Origin of the sequence: Mesorhizobium sp. YC-39, assembly GCF_025753795.1 — a bacterium.
Taxonomy (GTDB): domain Bacteria; phylum Pseudomonadota; class Alphaproteobacteria; order Rhizobiales; family Rhizobiaceae; genus Mesorhizobium.
Map to the genome: position 1 here is coordinate 1395519 of NZ_JAOWPS010000001.1, position 16471 is coordinate 1411989.

Consider the following 16471-nt stretch of genomic DNA (forward strand, 5'->3'; position numbering starts at 1 on the left):
GAATAGGAGGGGCTTGCGCCGGCGAAACGGTGCAGTGCGTCCCACGCTGAAGCGGTCGCGCGATATGGAGATCGCGGCGCGCATAGCGACCAGGACGGAGGTCATTCGACGGGACGTCACAATGTTACAAAACTTATAGTAAGTTATTGATTTTATTGATATCTGTCAGAGTTCAATCCTCTCTCGCAGCACCAGCCTATCCCATTGAAATCGCTAAAGCCTTTTATTTGCAAGGCGTTGCGGTCATTATTCTCCTGCAAAAAAAGCCACTCCACCATTGCTCGTAGATGCCAAACCGGCTGCGCACGAGCAGCCTCCCGGTTCGCTGAAGGGCTGCCCACCGACTACATCGCTGCACCAAAACAGGTCGGAAAAGGGGCGCGGGCGAGTGTGCATCACACCTTTATGACAAGCGCTCCGGTTGTATTTCGCGTCTCCAGGTCGCGATGGGCATCGGCAGCTTGCGCGAGATTGTATTGCCTGGGAACTCCGATCCTGATTACGCCTTGGCGCAGAGCTGCAAAGAATCGGTTGATGTGCGGCCCAAGTTTCTCCGGGGTATCCGTATAGTGCGCGTAGTTCGGGCGGGAAATAGTAATGGACTTTGAAGAGAATTGCCCAATGTCCCAACTTCCTACTGGTCCGGAGGCCTGGCCGAAACTGATGAGATGGCCGCGCACTGCAAGAGCCGCCAGCGAACCGGCGAATGTATCATTACCGACCGCATCATAGGCGACATCGGCACCCGCGCCGTTTGTCAGCCGCATGACGGCCTCGGCGAAATTCTCGCGGGAGTAGACGATGACATGGTGCGCGCCCAGACGCTCGACGATCCGCGCCTTCTCATCGCTCGACACCGTTGCGATCACGGTCGCACCGAGATGGCGGGCCCATTGCACCAGCAACTGGCCGACGCCACCGGCAGCCGCATGGATGAGGACGATTTCGCCGGGTTTCACAGCATGAACGTCATGGAGCAGGAAACTGGCGCTAACGCCCTTGAGCAGGCCGGCGGCGGCTATCTCATCCGAAATATCGTCGGAGAGAGAAACCAACAGTTCGGGCGCCATGTTGCGACGCTCTGCATAGGCGCCAACCGGCGGACAGGCATAAGCGACACGATCGCCAATCGAAAAGCCCGACACCGCGGAGCCAACCGCCTCGATGACGCCGGCGGCCTCCATACCCGGCACGCCAGGCGGCTGCAGCAGGTCGAAATAGCCGGTGCGGCAATAGACATCGATGAAATTGACACCGACAAACGTATGGCGGATTTGCACTTCGTTCGGTGCCGGCGGCGGCAATCCGATGACCCTAAGCTGCAACTCCTCCGGTCCGCCATAGCGCTCGACAACGATCGCCCGCGTCGTTGCGGCTTGATCTGTTGTTGATGCAACGCGCGAGATGCTCGCGGATGGAACCGGGGCGACAGCCGCCCGGGGCGTTCTCTGCTCGACCAACGAGCCTGTGCTTCGGCGCCGCAGAAGATTGCGCACGGCTGCAAAGCCGGCCTGATAAATGCTTTCGGTGACCAGCTTGACCAGTTCGTCGCGGCGATGCGCCGGTGGGTGGAATTCGGATCGCCATTCCCAGAAGGTCGCGTTGCCGTCGGTCACCGGCTTCAGCCGCACCGAAGCAACATAGCCCATCAGCGGCAGCGGCGCTTCGAGCAGGCAGTAGCTCAGGCGACGGTCCTTGTCGGACAGCGCCAGCAATTGCTCACGCGACTCGCCACCATCCTTCAGTCTGAAATGGCGCACCGAGCCTACCGCGTCGACCGGCTCACCGCCCTCGATCTCACTGAAGGCGATTGCCGGGTGCCAGCGGTCGTGGCCGTTGAAATCGCGCAGGATTGCCCAGACCTCGTCGATCGGTGCATCGATGATCGTGCTCTGGCAAACCTTCACCATCGGGCGGCGTCAGCGCCCGAACCGATGTTTCAGCCCGGTCAAGGCAGTCTGGAAGACGCTGTCGCCTATCTGCTGCACCAGGGCGGCCTCACGATCCGGCTCGCAGTCGAACTCTGCTTGCCATTCAGCCAAGGTCACATTGCCGTCGGTGATTGGCGTCAGCGACAGGGTCGCGACGTAGTTCTCCACCGCCATCGGGCTTTCCAGGATCGCGTAGCTGCAGGACAGATCGTAGTCCGACAGCGCCAGCAGCCTCTCACGAATCCGTCCGCCATCCTTCAGCGTAAAATTTCTGATACAGCCGATCTGGTCGGCTTGCGCATTGTGCTCGATACGGCTTTCGGCAACGAATGGCGCCCAGCCGGGCAATCCATTGAAGTTGCGCACGAGCTTCCAGACTTCCGCAGCAGGTGCGGGGATGACAGAGGACACGTAAACCTTGGTCATTTCAGGCAGCGGGCGGCATCAGCGGGAAATTGCCAGGGGTTAGGAGTATCGGCGACCGCATGATCATTTCAATGATCGCGATCGTCATCGTCGTCCTCGGCGGTCTTGCCCTTGCCCTTCTTGTCGCGGGTCAAGCTCGATATGTCCTTGGCGTCGCGCAGCACGTCGGTCATGCGGCCAAGTGAGCCACCCTCGATACCGATCTCCTTCATCAGATTATCGATCATCGGCGCCTGCACCCGGTAGCGCAGCGCCGAGTCGATCACCTCATCGGTGACGTTGCGGTTGCCGCCCGTGCCACCGTTGATGCCATCGACATGAAGTATCTTGATGCCGTCGATCTTCTCCATCGGCTTAACGCTCTCGCGGATGATGCCCTCCATATGGTCGAGCAGCTTGCCGCGCAGGCGCCCGGCTCGCGCTTCACTGGAAAGCAGGTTCTCGGCTTCGTTGAGCTGGCGATGGCCAGCAGCATCGACCTCATAGCGCTGGGCTGCGGCAAGGGCGTGGATTTTCTCCGATTCCGCGGCCGCGACGGCGGCAATCTTCTGCGCTTCGGCAAGGCTCTTTGCCGCCTTCATCTCGGCATCGGCGGCAGCGGTTATGCGCAAGGCCTCGCGCTCGGCCTCGCGCTGCGCGCCGATCAGGTCGGTCAATTTGCGGCGCTCGGCGATCTCGCGTTCGCGAGCAGTGAAGGCCTGTTCTTCCGCCTGGACCGCCTTGGCGCGCACAGCTTCCGAAGCTGCGATCGCGGAAGAGCGCTCCTGCGTCTTCTTGGCGATGTCGATGGCCTTCTGGATTTCCGCGATCTCGATCTTCTGGTCGCGATCGACGCCAAGCTGGCGGATGTCGCGATCCTTGATCAAGCGGGCTTCCTCGATGCCGCGCTCGGTGGTGATGCGGGCACGCTCGACCTCCTCGCTGGCCGAAATCTCGGCCTCCTCGAAGGCCTGCCGCTTGGCAATCTGCAGCGCCTCGAGATGCCGCTCGCGTTCAATGCGAACCTCGTCGACGGCGCGATCCTGCGCAATGCGTGCCGTCTCGGTCGCCTGGTTCTCGATGATTTCGGCACGGCGCTTTTCCGCCTCGGCCCTGGTTACCTCCAGCGCCTTTTCGGCCAGTGTGATCTGGCGCTCAAGCTCGGCAATCTCGAGCACTTTCTTGCGTTCGATCTCGAGCTTGCTTTGCGCGCCTTCGCGCTCGATGCGGGCTTTCTCCAGCGACAATTCGAGTGCGATCTGCTCGCGCTCGGTCAGCTCGCGCATCTTCATCTCGGTCTCGTCGAGCGAACGGCGCCGCGCAATCTCGCGACGCTGCGTATCTTCCTCGCTCTTGATCCGCTCCTCAGTGATGTTGCGCTCCTGGTTGAGCCTCGATTTTTCAACGGCTTCGCGCGACGAAAGCTGCGCCTGCTCGGATTCCTGGTCGCGCAGCGCGCGATCGATGGCGAGTTCCGAACGTTGCGCAGCGCGGCGTATCTCGACTTCCCGCTCCTGTTCGAGGCGCGCATATTCGGCATCGCGATCGATTTCGAGCACCTTGCGTTGGGTGTCGAGATTCTGGTTGCGGATATCGACCAGCGTGCGCTGCTCGATCTCGTTGCGCATCCGGCGGCGGGTCTCGATCGATTCCGTCAGCTGCGTCAGGCCTTCGGCATCGAAGGCGTTGGACGGATCGAAATATTCGAGGCTGGTCTGGTCTAGATCGACGATGGCAACGCTTTCCAGGTCAAGCCCATTGGCGGCGAGCGATTCCGACGCGAGGCTGCGCACTTTGGCGGCATAGTCGCCACGCAGCTCATGCATCTCTTCCAGAGTCATCTGGGCGGCGACCGTGCGCAGGGCGCCGGCAAACTTGCCTTCCAGCAGTTCGCGTAGGCTTTCCGGCTGTAGCGTGCGACGGCCCAGCGTCTGCGCGGCGGCCGCCACCAGTTCGCGACTGGCTCCGACCCGCACGAAGAATTCGGCGATCAGGTCGACGCGCATGCGGTTCCGGGTGATCAGTGCCAGCGCATCCTCGCGGCGTACCTCGATACGCACGACATTCATGTTGACCGGGGTGATCTCGTGCAGCACCGGAATGACGAAGGCGCCGCCATTCACCACCACTTTTTCCCCCATGAAGCCGGTGCGCACGAACGCTGTTTCCTTGGTCGAACGGCGATAGAGCCAACGTAAGATGTAGACAGCGATCACCACGACGACCGCGGCAACGATCAGCCACAACAGGAAAGCGCCAAAGGTCTGCGTGTCCATGATCTATCCTCCCCAAGTCAATGCGGTCGGCGCGAGGCGACCGGTAGTATTTTCAATCATCCGCCCGTAGGGTGGCGAAGTCCAATTCTTCATGCCCGCCTCTGCAGCTTCGGCGTGATCGCGTGAAACGCGCTGATCACCGCGTCCACGAAAGGCGTTTCGTTGATATTCGCCCGCACCCGTTCGACATGGCGCAGCGGTGTTTGGCGCACCGTCTTCTCGATTGCCTCGAACAAGGCGTTGTCGGCATCGGGATCGTGAAAGGGTTGTCCCGGCGCATCAAGCATCGAGACGCCGCCTTCGGGTAACAGGAAACGCGCCGGGCCGTTCATGGCATTGAGCCGGGCGCCGATCCATTCGCCGAAGGCGCGGTTCTCGTCGCGTGTGGTGCGCATGAGCGTCACATTTGGATTGTGGATGACGAATTTGCGGCTGCGGAATTTCTCCGGCACGCTGTCGCGCGGACCGAAATTGACCATGTCGAGCGCGCCGGTCGAACCGACATAGGGCAGTCCGGTGCGGATCGCCGCGCCGAAACGATCCTCCGTCGCCGGGAACACGCCGCCGACAATCATGTCGGCCACCTCCGTGGTGGTCAGGTCGAGGAATGCCGACAGCAGTCGCGAGTCGCCAAGATTTTCCATGGCCCGCCCACCGATGCCGGTGGCGTGGAAGACGAGACAGTCATAGTCGGCTTCAAGCCGCCTGGTCACCGCCTGCACGGCGGGCGTCGTGACGCCGAACATGGTGATGCCGACGGCCGGCCTCGTCAGTTTGCGCTTTGCTTCCCACGTTTCGGCATTGGGCAGTTGCGCGACCATGCCGGCCATCGCATGGGCGGCATTGGACAGCACCTGTTCGGTGATCGAGTTTAGTCCCTGCACATCGGCGACCGAATGAAACATCATGATGTCGGCGCCGCCGACATATTTGGCGACGTCGCCGGCCGCCACCGTCGACACCATCAGCTTCGGAATGCCGACAGGCAGCACGCGCATGCCTGCTGTCGCCAGCGTCGTGCCGCCGGACCCGCCGGCCGAGACGACGCCGCCAATGCGCGGCTCGCGCTCGATCCAGCGCGCGAAGGCCTCCGCCATCGCGCTGACCGAGCCGCCGCGGTCATTGGTGAAGACCGCGGACGAGCCGCGCGCGTGCATGCCGGCCACCTGCATGGCGGGCACATCAGCACTTGTCGGTTTTCCCGATGTCGACAAGTCGACGGTGCGGACAGGCAGGCCCAGCGACTTCAGCCGGTCGGCGATGAAGCGCAGTTCCTTGCCCTTGGTGTCAAAGGTGCCAGCGACAAGCACGGTCCTGCCGATGCGCTCGGAAAAGGGTATGGCGAAGACCTTCTTCAGATCATCCTGCGGCGCGGTCTTGTCGACCGCCGCCTGTCGCAGTTCGGTGACCGGCACGTTCCAGCGGTTGGGCAATTCGGTAACCGGGCGATAGACCCCATTTTGTGGCATCGGCTCGGCCGAACTGCCTACCATGCGGTCGACGCGATAAACTTCCGCCAGTTGTTCCTTTGCCTGCGCCGCTTCAGCCGGCGTGACGGGCGCCTCCTCGGCATGGCGTCCGACGCCGAGAAGCTGCTGCTGCAATTCGCGGTCGGCGGCCAGTGCCCTTGCGTCCATCATCCGGTTGATGCGGCCGTTGACCATGATGGCGACCTGGTTCGACACTGCCGTCGCCACGCCAATATTCTGCTCGATGACCAGCACCGCCATCTCGCCTTCTGCGGCAAGGTCGACCAACATCCGCTCGACCTGATCGACGATGATCGGCGCCAGTCCTTCCGTTGGCTCGTCCATGATCAAAAGCTTCGGATCGCCGAGCAGCGCGCGTGAAATGGCGAGCATTTGCTGTTCACCGCCGGAGAGTTGTGAGCCGCCATTGGCGCGGCGCTCGGCCAGGCGCGGAAAGGTCTGGTAGACCCGCTCGACCGTCCAGCGCGCATCGCGCCGGTTGCCGGCCGCAAGCCGCAGATGCTCGTCCACGGTCAGGCTCGGCCAGACGCGGCGACCTTGTGGCACATAGCCGACACCGAGGCGATGGATCTCGTGCGGTTCGAGGGCTGAGATCTCGCGGCCATCGACGCGGATCGAACCGGAACGCGCCCGCTTCAGGCCGACGATGGTGTTGCAGAGCGTCGACTTGCCCATGCCATTGCGACCGACCACCGAAAGCACGCCGCTCTCCAGTGTCAGCGAGACGCCCTGCAGCGCATGGCTTTCGCCGTAGAAGACCTGCAAGTCCTCTATCCTCAGAATGGTCTTGGCCATTTTTCCGGCGAGGGCAGGGCGGTCAGCCATGCTTGCCTCCGAGATAGATCTCCTGGACTTCCGGATCGGCTTCGATCTCCTGCGGGGTGCCTTCCTTGAACAGGCGGCCATTGTGCATCATCGACACATATTCCGACACGCGCAGGGCAACATCCAGATCGTGTTCGATGATGATGTAGCCGATGTGCTTGGGCAACGCGTTGAGGATGGCGACCAGGTCACGCCGCTCGGTCGGCGACAGGCCTGCCGCCGGTTCATCGAACAGGATGAAGCGCGGTGCACCGGCGAGTGCCAGTGCGATCTCCAACTGCCGTTGCTGCCCGTGGCTCAGCGTCGCCACCAGCGTGTCGCGATGGGTTTCCAGGTGCACGGCGTTCAGGATCGACTCCGCCTGCGCCATGTTGACGTCGGCCGCTGCCGGGCGAAGCAGCGAAAACCGCCGGCGCGATACGCCGCGGCAGGCAAGGAAGATCGAGTCTCGGACGGACAGCCCCTTGAACAGTTGCGAGATCTGATACGTCCGCCGCAGGCCGCGCCGGATGCGCTCATGCGGTGGCAGGTCGGTGATATCCTCGCCGAAAAAGCGGATGCGCCCGGCGGTAGGCAGAAAGTCGCCGGTCACGGCGTTGAACAAGGTGGTCTTGCCGGCGCCGTTGGAGCCGAGGACCGCGCGCCGTTCGCCGGCCGCGATCCTCATATTGATGCCCGAGAGCGCCACCAGCGCCCCGAAATGCCGCGCCACGCCATCAAGCTCCAGCGCATAGGCGCCGGTGCTCTGGAGACGGTTTGCTGCGAAGCTTTCGGTCACTGGCGGCTACACTCGAAGTCCGATGTTACGGGCAGCTCGGATTGTCGCGGTTGACGGCGCCAAGCTTCATGAACTCGTCCTCCGGAATGCCAAGCGTTTGATTGACCTGCGGCACAACCTTGACCAACTTGTTCAAAAGCGTGCCGTCGGCCCCTTCGGTGACCTCGGTCAGGAAGATATCGGCGATGGCGTTGCGGTTCTTGTCGAGCGACACCTTGCCGGTGGGCGTATCGAAGGACAGTTTCGACAGCGCATCGCGCAGTTTCTTGCCACCGTCGGAGACATCGCCGCCGACCTGGTCAAGACCGAGCAGCGTCGCCTTCATGTCGACATAGTAGCCATGGGCGAAGAGCGAGGGCGAGGGAAACGCGCCCGGCTGTTTTTTGTATGCCTCGACAAAGGCCTTCCATGCCGGTGCGTCATTGGTGTCGGCCGTCGGCCCGGCCGACGGCGTGCCCTTCAGCACGTCGCGCAGCTTGCCTTTCGAGGTCAGCACAGTCTGGTCGACGGTGATCGAGCCGCCAATCAGGGGGGCAGAGCCGCCGCCCTGCTGATATTGGGTCAGGAAGTTGACGGCGTCGGCGCCGCCAAGCGCGACATAGATCGCATCGACGTCTTCGGGGATGGCGGCGATCACGGAGGAAAAATCCTTGTTCCCGATCGGCACCCAGGACTTCGAAGGCACATGACCGCCGGCCTTGCAGAACTCGGCCATGAAGCCGAAGACCTGCGTGTAGGGGAATGAATAATCCTCGGCGACGGTGGCGACCTTCTTGTAGCCCTTTTCAGTGAACGCATACGTGCCGAGCCCGGCCATCCACTGGGCGCCGTCGGTCGAGAAGCGGAAGAAGTTCTCCGCCGGATCGCGCAATGTCGTGTCCTGCGCGGCCGACGTTCCGTTGATGAAGGTCACATCAGGCTGCGTCTTGGCGTAGTCCTTGACGGCGATGCCTTCGTCGCCCGAAAGCGGACCGACCAGCACCTTGACGCCGTCCTGCTCGACCAGCTTGCGCGCTGCGCGCACCGCACTGTCGGGGGAGGCGTCGGACGAACCCTTGACGATCTCGATCTTCTTGCCGGCGACCATGCCGTTCATTTCCGCAACCGCTGTCATCGCGCCGCGCTCGCTATCCTCGCCGAGCACGGTGAACGGTCCCTCGAAGGTGGCGAGCAGGCCGATCTTGATGGTGTCGTCGGCGGCGAGCGCCATGGAAGGGGCGGTCAGCCCCGTGAACAGAGCCAGTGCCAGCAATGTCCGTCTTTGCATCGTCATGATTTTTCCTCCCGTTGATTGACGTTTTGCAATGGTTCATTCCGTCCCGGCCGCTATGGGCCGGAACGCAAGGACTCCTGAGTGAGATGCGGCTTGATCTTCTCCCACAATCCAAGAATTCCATCCGGTGAGACGAAGACGATCACCAGAAACACCAGCCCGATCAGCGTGTTGAAACGCTCGGCGCCGACGATGTCGATGGCGAAGGTCTGCATCAGGACAACGACGAGTGCGCCTAGAAATGGTCCGATCGGATGGCGCAGGCCGCCGATGACAGCGATAATCAAGACGTCGATCGCCGCATCGACGCCGATGGTGCCGGGCGAGACGCGGCCGTTGAACCAGACCAGCAGCACGCCTGCCAGCCCACCGACAAGGCCGGCCAGGAACCAGGCGAAGACCTTGTGCGCGGTCACATGATAACCGAGTGCACGCATCCGCCGCGGGTTGTCGCGGATTGCCTGCACGGTCATGCCGAAGGTCGAGCGGGCGCCGTAGAGTATGGCCGCATAGGAAAGCACGGCCGAGCCCAGGCATAGGTAGTAGAATGGCCTGGGATCGCGCCAGTTGACGCCCCAGAAGACCGGGGCGCGGATTCCTGTGTAGCCGGAATGGCCGTTGAAGATGGCGTAGTTCTGCTGAGCGAAATAGTAGGTGGCGGTGGCGATCGCCAGCGTGATCATGATGGTGTAGATGCCCTCGGTGCGCACCGAGATCCAGCCGATCAGCGCCGAGGCCAGTGCCGCCGCAAGAACGGCGAACGGCACGGCGAGCCACCACGGCCAGCCGAAGCCCAGGATATTCGAATTGTTGTTGCCGAGGATGGCGATGGCATAGGCGGCGATGCCGGCGACCGTGATCTGCGCCAGGCTGACCATGCCGCCATAGCCGGCGAGCATCATTAGCGACAGGCCGAGCATGCCGAAGATGAGGGAATAGCCGCCAATCTGCGTGAGGAAGAAATCCGAAGCCGCCAGCGGATAGAGGGCCAGCGCCACGGCGAGGATGATCTGCCCGGGGCCAAGCTTTTCCAGCCAATTCTGTTGCGACGTGGTGCTGTCGGCGGCGAGGGTCAGGCTCATCGCGCTTTCCCCATGATGCCTTGCGGCCTGAGGGCCAGTGTCACCACCATGATGACGAAGGTGAGCACGATGCCGTAGGTCGGGAAATAGACAAGGCCGATCTGCTCCGCGAGGCCGATCAGCAGCGCGCCGATGGCAGCACCCGTGATCGAGCCCATGCCGCCGACAATGACGACGACGAGCGAGGCCAGGAGGTAGCGGACGTCTTCGCCGGGAGCGACCGAGAGCGCTGAGCCGCCGACGACCCCGGCAAAGCCGGCAAGGCCGGCGCCGACCGCAAAAACGATGGCAAACACCGCATGCACATTGACGCCCGAAGCCTGCAGCATGGCACGGTCGTCGACGCCTGCCCGGATCATCATGCCGACACGCGTCCGATGCAGCATCAGCCAGAGGCCGACGCCGATGACGATAGCGGCCGCCAGAACGACAAGGCGGTAGAGCGGATAGGTAAGGAAGACCGAGGCACCGTTCGACCGCACCGCGGTGATGATCGGCAAGGTCAAGGCGCCATCGAGCCATTCCGGCGTCGCGATCTGATACGTGCCGCCGGCCCACACCGCCAGCATCAGGTCGGCGGCGACGATCGAGATGCCGATGCTGACAAGGGTCTGGCGAAGGTCATCGCCTTCCAGGCGACGGAAGACGAAGACCTGCATGGCGACGCCGACAATGGCGAGGGCGACAAACCCGGCGACGACGCCGAACAGCCAGTTGCCGGTCCGGTTGGTGACCTCGTAGCCGATATAGGCGCCGAGCAGATAGAGCGATCCATGCGCGAGATTGACGTTACGCATCAGGCCGAAAATCAGCGTGAAACCGCTGGCGACCAGGAAATACAGGCCGGCGAGAGTGATGCCGTTGAGAATGGCGCTGACGAATGCCTTTTTCGAGATCAGGATCGCGTTCAGCCAGTCCGGCCAGACGGCGAAGACCGGCCATGCCATGACGGCGGCGGCAAGCAGCCCGACGAGGCCCCATGCCTGCCCGCGTGTCATGCCGCCCGCCATCGATGACGAAGATAGCTGGGACGACGATGATGGTTGGTCAAGAATACTCATGCCGTGAGCCGCCGGCGCTGCTCGTTCATGCGCGGCGCCTTGTGGAACTTGCCGTCCTTCATGATAGCGAGGATGCGGTTCTTGTCCTGGAGGATGCGCACGTCGGAGATCGGATCGCCGTCGATCAGCAGCAGATCGGCGAGATAACCTTCCTTGATCATGCCAAGCTCGTCGCCCATGCCCATGATCTGGCCGCCCAACTTTGTTCCGGCCTGGATCGCTTCCATCGGCGAGTAACCGAGCATCTCGACGAATGTCTGGATGTCCTTGGCATTGGTGCCTTGCGGCGTCCAGGCAAAACCATAGTCGCCGCCGATGCAGACCCGGATGCCGCGCCTGTGCATCTTCTTCATCGTTTCGATGCACATTTCGAGCTCGCGCTCATACTCCAGCGACAGTGGCGATCCAGGCTTGATGCCCCATTGCTCGGCGTGGCGCGCGGTGTTGATCAGCCAGGCGATGCCGGGTGCGACGAAATGCTTGTCCTTGGCCGCCTCCAACATATCGAGCGCTTCCTCGTCGGCGAACGAGGCGTGGTAGATATTCTGGATGCCGTGGCGGATACACTGCTTGACCGAGCCGGACGAGCGCGCATGCGCCGACAGCACCTTGTTGCGGCAGCGTGCCTCCGAGGCTGCCATGGCGACCTCTTCTTCGGACATAGGTGTTTCCTCGGCACCCATTCCCGTAATGGATTCGCCCGAAAGATTGAGCTTGATCGAATCGACGCCGTATTTGATCAGTTGCCGCACTGTGCGCCGAATTTCTTCCGGACCCGAGACGACAATGCCGAGGTTCAGGCCCTCATGCGGAATGTGCGATGGCGATGAATCGCCCAGGCCGCCCACCGTGGTGATCTCGGGTCCTGCTGCGAGGTAGCGTGGCCCGGGAAACCGCCCCTGGTTTATGAACTTCTTGCAGACCACGTCGAGCCTCGGCTTGGCTGCCGCAGCGCCTCGCCCCGCCGTAAAGCCTGCATCCAACACCAGCTTGGCCATCTCCATGGTGACCAGCATGTGCTCTTCGATCTCCATCATCTGGATCGGATCGATGCCAGGTGCATTGTTCCAGGACAGGTGCAGATGTGCATCGATCATGCCGGGCATCAGCGTTGCGCCCATGCCGTCTATGATGGTGGTGCCCCCTGGTGCGCCGCCATAGGAAGACGAGGTCGACGACGAACTGAAGCGCGACGAACCCTTGGTGATCTGCTTGATGCGATTGCCCTGCACCAGCACCTCGCCGGTATAGGGATACTCGCCGGTGGCATCGAGAACACGCACATTGGTGAACAGCGTGCTGCCCGAACCGTTTCCGTTCCAGCCATCGTCTGCCATCAGAGACCTCCCAAACTGTCGGACGCGTTGTTTTTACGCCCGAATTCCGATCCTCACCTATCAACGCGTCTCAAAAAATCGGCGAGCTTCTGGCTGCTTTCGCGGGGACACTCCATCGTGGCCCAATGTCCGCACCGATCCAGTGACGAGAATATGGCTCCCTTGATAGCGTCGGCAAGCGCCTGTCCGACACTCATTGGATTGACAGTGTCTGCGTCGCCGGTAACCAACAGCGTCGGCGCCGAAATGCGCCGGGTATCAACTGCGGAAGCCTTGGCCAGGGCTTCGCAAGTGCGGGCGTAAGATTCCGGATCCTGCCTGGTGATCGATTCGCGCACGAAGGCGACAGCCGCAGGATGAGATTCCCTGGTGTGCGCCGACAACGCATTGGCAACGATCTGGTCGGCGATGTCGGCAATGCCGCCCGACCTCGCGAGCCGTGCCCGATTGGCAAGGCCTTGCCGCGTCGCTTCGGCAGGCTCGGCCAGCGCGCCGAACAGCGTCAGTGAAGCGACAAGCGAGGGCTGCGTTGCGGCAATCTGCTGGCAAACGATGGTGCCCATCGAATGGCCGACGAAATGCGCTCGGGTGACGCCCATCCCAACCATGGCGCGGATAACGGCCTCGCTCATGATTTCGATCGTCAAGGGCTCGATTGGCCGCGCCGAGCGGCCTGATCCGGGCAGGTCGAGTCTGATGACACGATAGGCTGACAGGGTAGCCATCTGTGGCTGGAACATGTTCGCTGTTCCACCGAGGCCATGAATCATAACGACTGGCATGCCCTCGCCAGCGACTTCCGCGACGACTTGGCCAACTGTGACTGTAGTCATTGGACACGCTCTGCGAAGCGGTTCTCGAGAGTGCCGATGCCGTCGATCTCGATGCGCACGACGTCACCTGCCTTCAGATATTTGGGCGGATCAAAGCCGATACCGACACCGACCGGCGTGCCAGTGGCGATAATGTCGCCGGGCTTAAGCGTGATGCCTTGCGACAGTGTCTCAATGATCGTCGGGATGTCGAAAATCAGCAGCGAGATTTTGGAATCCTGACGCAAATCCTCATTGACGAAACAGCGTATGCCCGCGTTATCCAGGTCAAACTCGTCTTTGGTAACAGCCCAAGGACCCATGGGGCAGAACGTGTCCTGCGACTTGCCGATCAGCCACTGGCTGTATTTTCCCTGGAGGTCGCGAGCAGTGACGTCGTTTACGATCGTATAGCCCCAGACGTGATCGAGCGCGTTTTCTTTCGAGATGCCGCGGCCGCCCTTGCCGATGATGACGGCCAGTTCAGCCTCGTAGTCGATCGCGGTCGAGACGGAGGAATCGATCAGCACGCTCGCATGATTGGCCACGACCGATTCTGGCACTTTCGAAAAGATGATCGGATGTTTGGGGATCGCTCCAGCTCCGGCGCTGGAATCGAAACCGCTGCGAGCAAACTCATGTGCATGTTCGTGATAATTTTTGCCGACGCAGAAGATGTTTCGGGCCGGCAGGGGGATTGGCGCTTCGATCTCGACCTGTGCCAGCGGAATGGCCGAAAGCGTGCGCGGCACCCCGGCTCCGTTTCGTCGGATCAAGGCAAGAAGGCCTGATTGTGCCTGTTCGACAGGCAGGTCAAAGGGCGCAACGGTCTGCCCATCGAAATCGACAATTCCGATGCGACGCTCTCCAGCGATCGCGAATGTCGCGATTTTCATGCGCCTTCTCCCTGAACCTTTTGTGAGCCAATATGCGCTCTTTTATTACACGGTAACGCCAATTGGTTTAGGCTGCAAGTGAGTGCGCGTGCGAATTTTAGAGATTTCGAAGGACATGAGCTTGTTCGCGCTAGACCGGCGGTGCTGCAATTGATATTATTGGCTCAAAATTGGATCAGATAAAGCGTCACAAATGCCAAAGCTCATTGCCAACGATATTGCCACAATGTTGAAGAAGCGGATCTCCTCGGGCGAATGGCTCGAGGACGGCCGCATGCCGCCCGAGCGCGATCTCGCGGTCGAGTTCGGTGTCGCCCGCAACACAGTGCGTCGTGCGGTAGGTTTCCTGGAGGATGACGGAACCGTCGTGCGGCATGTGGGGCGGGGCACTTTTTTGACCGCAACAAATCCCATGTCGATCGCATCCATGGTTAGCCGAATGGAAGGCACCAGCCCGGCCGACATGATGGAGATCCGCCAATTGCTGGAGCCCGCAGCAGCGGCCTTTGCCGCAACCAACGCAAGCGCTGCGGAACTGAATGCGGTGCGCGAAGCGCATCAGACCGCCTGCGAAGCGGATGATATGCCCACTTTCGAGCATTGGGACGCAGAATTCCATCACCGGGTGTTCGCATGCTGCCGCAATGACTTTTTGAAAGAGATTCACAACCTCATGCGGGCCATTCGCAACCAGTCGCCCTGGTTTGAAATGAAGAAGCGCTCATTCTCGGAAGAGCGGCGCCAGGTGTATTGCCAGGAACACCAGGCGATACTGGACGCACTCTTCCATCGCGATCCGGAAGGCGCGAAGACGGCGATGCTGGTCCATCTGAGAACCGTCGAAAGAAACCTCTTGGGTCGGTGACTATCAACCAGGGCATGTATGATTTTACAGTCGCCTGCCTGATGCGCTCACGCAACTTGGTGTCGGGCAGTGCACCGGAACCGGCCGCTTGCGCACGAGATCGCTGAGCTTCTGGCCAGTTAGCTTTAGCCGGCAAGTCTCGAAAGGCTACCCAGCAACATTGTTCTGTCCTTGCCGATCATTAGCACTCCGCTATCGGGGGCAAACAGTGCCGAAAACGGCAACATCGCCGCGCCGATCGGCGAGGCCTCGGGGCCGAATTGCCCCGATACGATTTCCGGTGCCACGATGCCGATAGCGCTGACCTGGTTGAACTGGGTCTGCACCTTTGCCAGCAGCTCGAGATGGATCGGCCGTGGCAGGATGCTGTCGAGCACGATCGCCTCGATGTCGATGACGGAGGTGATGGCGATGATCGCCTCGACCAGCGCATTCGCGCAATCGTCGATCCATTCGAACAGCGGCGCGCGCGCGCCCGGCGGCAAGGGGTCCAGTTCCCGCACCCGATTGATCTCGATGCCGCGCGACTTGAGATGATTGACCAGCACATAGATGGAAGCGCGATGCAGCAGGCTTTGGTAGCGCGCCGGCTTGGCCGCCACCGAGTCGAGGCTTGAAGGCGAGACCGGTAACGGGCCGAGAGCGGCGCTGTTGCCGTGCGGACCGGTATGCACCTTGCCTCCTTGCACCAGCCCGCCGCCGACGAAAGTGTCGATCGAGATGTGCATGAAGTCGCGGAACCGCGAGCCGGCCCCCTGGATGAGTTCGGCCAGCGCCGCCGCCGATGCGTCGTTTTCCACGAAAACCGGGATCTTCGGCCGGGTAGTGAAGAATGTCGTCAGGTCGATTGCTTCCCAGCGATTGCCAAGGTCGTCGGGAAAGCCGAGCTCCTCGCTCCAGCCGCCGAGGAAATAGGGCGAAGCGATGCCCACGCCGACCATGCTGGCATCGCCAAGCCCGTCGACCAACTTTTCGAAATTGGCGAGCGACATGTTGCCGGCCTTGAGCACCAGATCGGGATCCGGAAAGCGATACTCGTGCGATTCACGGGCTCTGACCTCGCCGGCGAAGTCGACGAGCACGGCTTCCAGCGCGCGCCGGCCGATCTTGATGCCGACGCTGTAGATCCGCTCCGGCGTAAGCCTGTAGAGAGTGGACGGCGATCCGCGCTGTCCGAATCTTTTTCCCACTTGCTTTACGAATCCAGACAACTCCAACCCGTCGACAATGGCGGCGACCGCGGCTGGTGTCAGATTTGCGGCGCGTGCCAGGTCGGACTTCGAGGCCTCCTTGAGGCGGCGGATGGCATCAAGCACGAAGCGCTCATTGTAATGCCGAACCTTGACGGAATTGCTGCCTTTTCCGGACAAAACCGGCGCCTCCCCATTTATTCTCGCGGAGCCCAACCTGACCGCCTGCAGCTTTGAAACTGCTGCGATC

At 61.6% G+C, this 16471-nt stretch carries 13 protein-coding genes; 1 reads left to right on the top strand and 12 read right to left on the bottom strand.

Features of this window, described 5'->3' with window-relative positions; all coding sequences use genetic code 11:
* Positions 1 to 395: 395 nt before the first annotated feature.
* From OHD62_RS06605 to OHD62_RS06655, 11 genes are all read right to left on the bottom strand, one after another.
* Positions 396 to 1910 (bottom strand): zinc-binding dehydrogenase, encoded by a 1515-nt coding sequence (locus OHD62_RS06605; RefSeq protein WP_263781663.1) that lies wholly within the window; start codon positions 1908 to 1910, stop codon positions 396 to 398.
* A gap of 9 nt (positions 1911 to 1919) precedes the next feature.
* A complete protein-coding gene (locus OHD62_RS06610) occupies positions 1920 to 2357 on the bottom strand; it encodes an SRPBCC family protein (RefSeq protein ID WP_263781664.1) in 438 nt (145 codons plus the stop codon).
* Positions 2358 to 2425: 68 nt separating this feature from the next.
* Positions 2426 to 4612, bottom strand: coding sequence for a flotillin family protein (locus tag OHD62_RS06615; RefSeq protein ID WP_263781665.1), 2187 nt, complete (start codon positions 4610 to 4612; stop codon positions 2426 to 2428).
* A gap of 89 nt (positions 4613 to 4701) precedes the next feature.
* Positions 4702 to 6927: an ABC transporter permease gene (locus OHD62_RS06620; RefSeq protein WP_263781666.1), complete on the bottom strand. Its 2226-nt coding sequence runs from the start codon at positions 6925 to 6927 to the stop codon at positions 4702 to 4704.
* Positions 6920 to 7705 (bottom strand): ABC transporter ATP-binding protein, encoded by a 786-nt coding sequence (locus tag OHD62_RS06625; RefSeq protein WP_263781667.1) that lies wholly within the window; start codon positions 7703 to 7705, stop codon positions 6920 to 6922. The genes OHD62_RS06620 and OHD62_RS06625 overlap by 8 nt, the downstream gene beginning before the upstream one ends.
* A 25-nt stretch (positions 7706 to 7730) precedes the next feature.
* Positions 7731 to 8978, bottom strand: a complete 1248-nt coding sequence (locus OHD62_RS06630; protein WP_263781668.1) for an ABC transporter substrate-binding protein — start codon at positions 8976 to 8978, stop codon at positions 7731 to 7733.
* Between the two features lie 53 nt (positions 8979 to 9031).
* On the bottom strand, positions 9032 to 10060 hold the full coding sequence (locus OHD62_RS06635; RefSeq protein WP_263781669.1) for a branched-chain amino acid ABC transporter permease: 1029 nt from the start codon (positions 10058 to 10060) through the stop codon (positions 9032 to 9034).
* Positions 10057 to 11070: a branched-chain amino acid ABC transporter permease gene (locus tag OHD62_RS06640; protein ID WP_263782309.1), complete on the bottom strand. Its 1014-nt coding sequence runs from the start codon at positions 11068 to 11070 to the stop codon at positions 10057 to 10059. Before OHD62_RS06640 ends, OHD62_RS06635 begins: the two co-directional genes overlap by 4 nt.
* A gap of 47 nt (positions 11071 to 11117) precedes the next feature.
* Entirely contained in the window at positions 11118 to 12458 is a 1341-nt protein-coding gene (locus OHD62_RS06645) for a metal-dependent hydrolase family protein (protein WP_263781670.1), read from the bottom strand.
* 53 nt (positions 12459 to 12511) lie between these two features.
* Positions 12512 to 13291: an alpha/beta fold hydrolase gene (locus OHD62_RS06650; RefSeq protein ID WP_318528726.1), complete on the bottom strand. Its 780-nt coding sequence runs from the start codon at positions 13289 to 13291 to the stop codon at positions 12512 to 12514.
* Positions 13288 to 14166: a fumarylacetoacetate hydrolase family protein gene (locus OHD62_RS06655; RefSeq protein WP_263781671.1), complete on the bottom strand. Its 879-nt coding sequence runs from the start codon at positions 14164 to 14166 to the stop codon at positions 13288 to 13290. The genes OHD62_RS06650 and OHD62_RS06655 overlap by 4 nt, the downstream gene beginning before the upstream one ends.
* A gap of 193 nt (positions 14167 to 14359) precedes the next feature.
* Between OHD62_RS06655 and OHD62_RS06660 the strand changes: the two genes are divergently transcribed.
* Positions 14360 to 15031, top strand: a complete 672-nt coding sequence (locus OHD62_RS06660; RefSeq protein ID WP_263781672.1) for a FadR/GntR family transcriptional regulator — start codon at positions 14360 to 14362, stop codon at positions 15029 to 15031.
* 125 nt (positions 15032 to 15156) lie between these two features.
* On the opposite strand, the gene OHD62_RS06665 is transcribed toward OHD62_RS06660, so the two are convergent.
* Positions 15157 to 16401, bottom strand: coding sequence for an ROK family transcriptional regulator (locus tag OHD62_RS06665; protein ID WP_263781673.1), 1245 nt, complete (start codon positions 16399 to 16401; stop codon positions 15157 to 15159).
* Between the last annotated feature and the right edge of the window lie 70 nt (positions 16402 to 16471).

What these genes read in the sequence shown, in the direction of transcription:
- OHD62_RS06660 (WP_263781672.1), top strand. Translation starts at nt 14,360, where the DNA reads ATGCCAAAGCTCATTGCCAACGATATTGCCACAATGTTGAAGAAGCGG.
- OHD62_RS06655 (WP_263781671.1), bottom strand. Translation starts at nt 14,166, where the DNA reads ATGAAAATCGCGACATTCGCGATCGCTGGAGAGCGTCGCATCGGAATT.
- OHD62_RS06640 (WP_263782309.1), bottom strand. Translation starts at nt 11,070, where the DNA reads ATGGCGGGCGGCATGACACGCGGGCAGGCATGGGGCCTCGTCGGGCTG.
- OHD62_RS06605 (WP_263781663.1), bottom strand. Translation starts at nt 1,910, where the DNA reads ATGGTGAAGGTTTGCCAGAGCACGATCATCGATGCACCGATCGACGAG.
- OHD62_RS06635 (WP_263781669.1), bottom strand. Translation starts at nt 10,060, where the DNA reads ATGAGCCTGACCCTCGCCGCCGACAGCACCACGTCGCAACAGAATTGG.
- OHD62_RS06650 (WP_318528726.1), bottom strand. Translation starts at nt 13,291, where the DNA reads ATGACTACAGTCACAGTTGGCCAAGTCGTCGCGGAAGTCGCTGGCGAG.
- OHD62_RS06610 (WP_263781664.1), bottom strand. Translation starts at nt 2,357, where the DNA reads ATGACCAAGGTTTACGTGTCCTCTGTCATCCCCGCACCTGCTGCGGAA.
- OHD62_RS06630 (WP_263781668.1), bottom strand. Translation starts at nt 8,978, where the DNA reads ATGACGATGCAAAGACGGACATTGCTGGCACTGGCTCTGTTCACGGGG.
- OHD62_RS06645 (WP_263781670.1), bottom strand. Translation starts at nt 12,458, where the DNA reads ATGGCAGACGATGGCTGGAACGGAAACGGTTCGGGCAGCACGCTGTTC.
- OHD62_RS06615 (WP_263781665.1), bottom strand. Translation starts at nt 4,612, where the DNA reads ATGGACACGCAGACCTTTGGCGCTTTCCTGTTGTGGCTGATCGTTGCC.
- OHD62_RS06620 (WP_263781666.1), bottom strand. Translation starts at nt 6,927, where the DNA reads ATGGCTGACCGCCCTGCCCTCGCCGGAAAAATGGCCAAGACCATTCTG.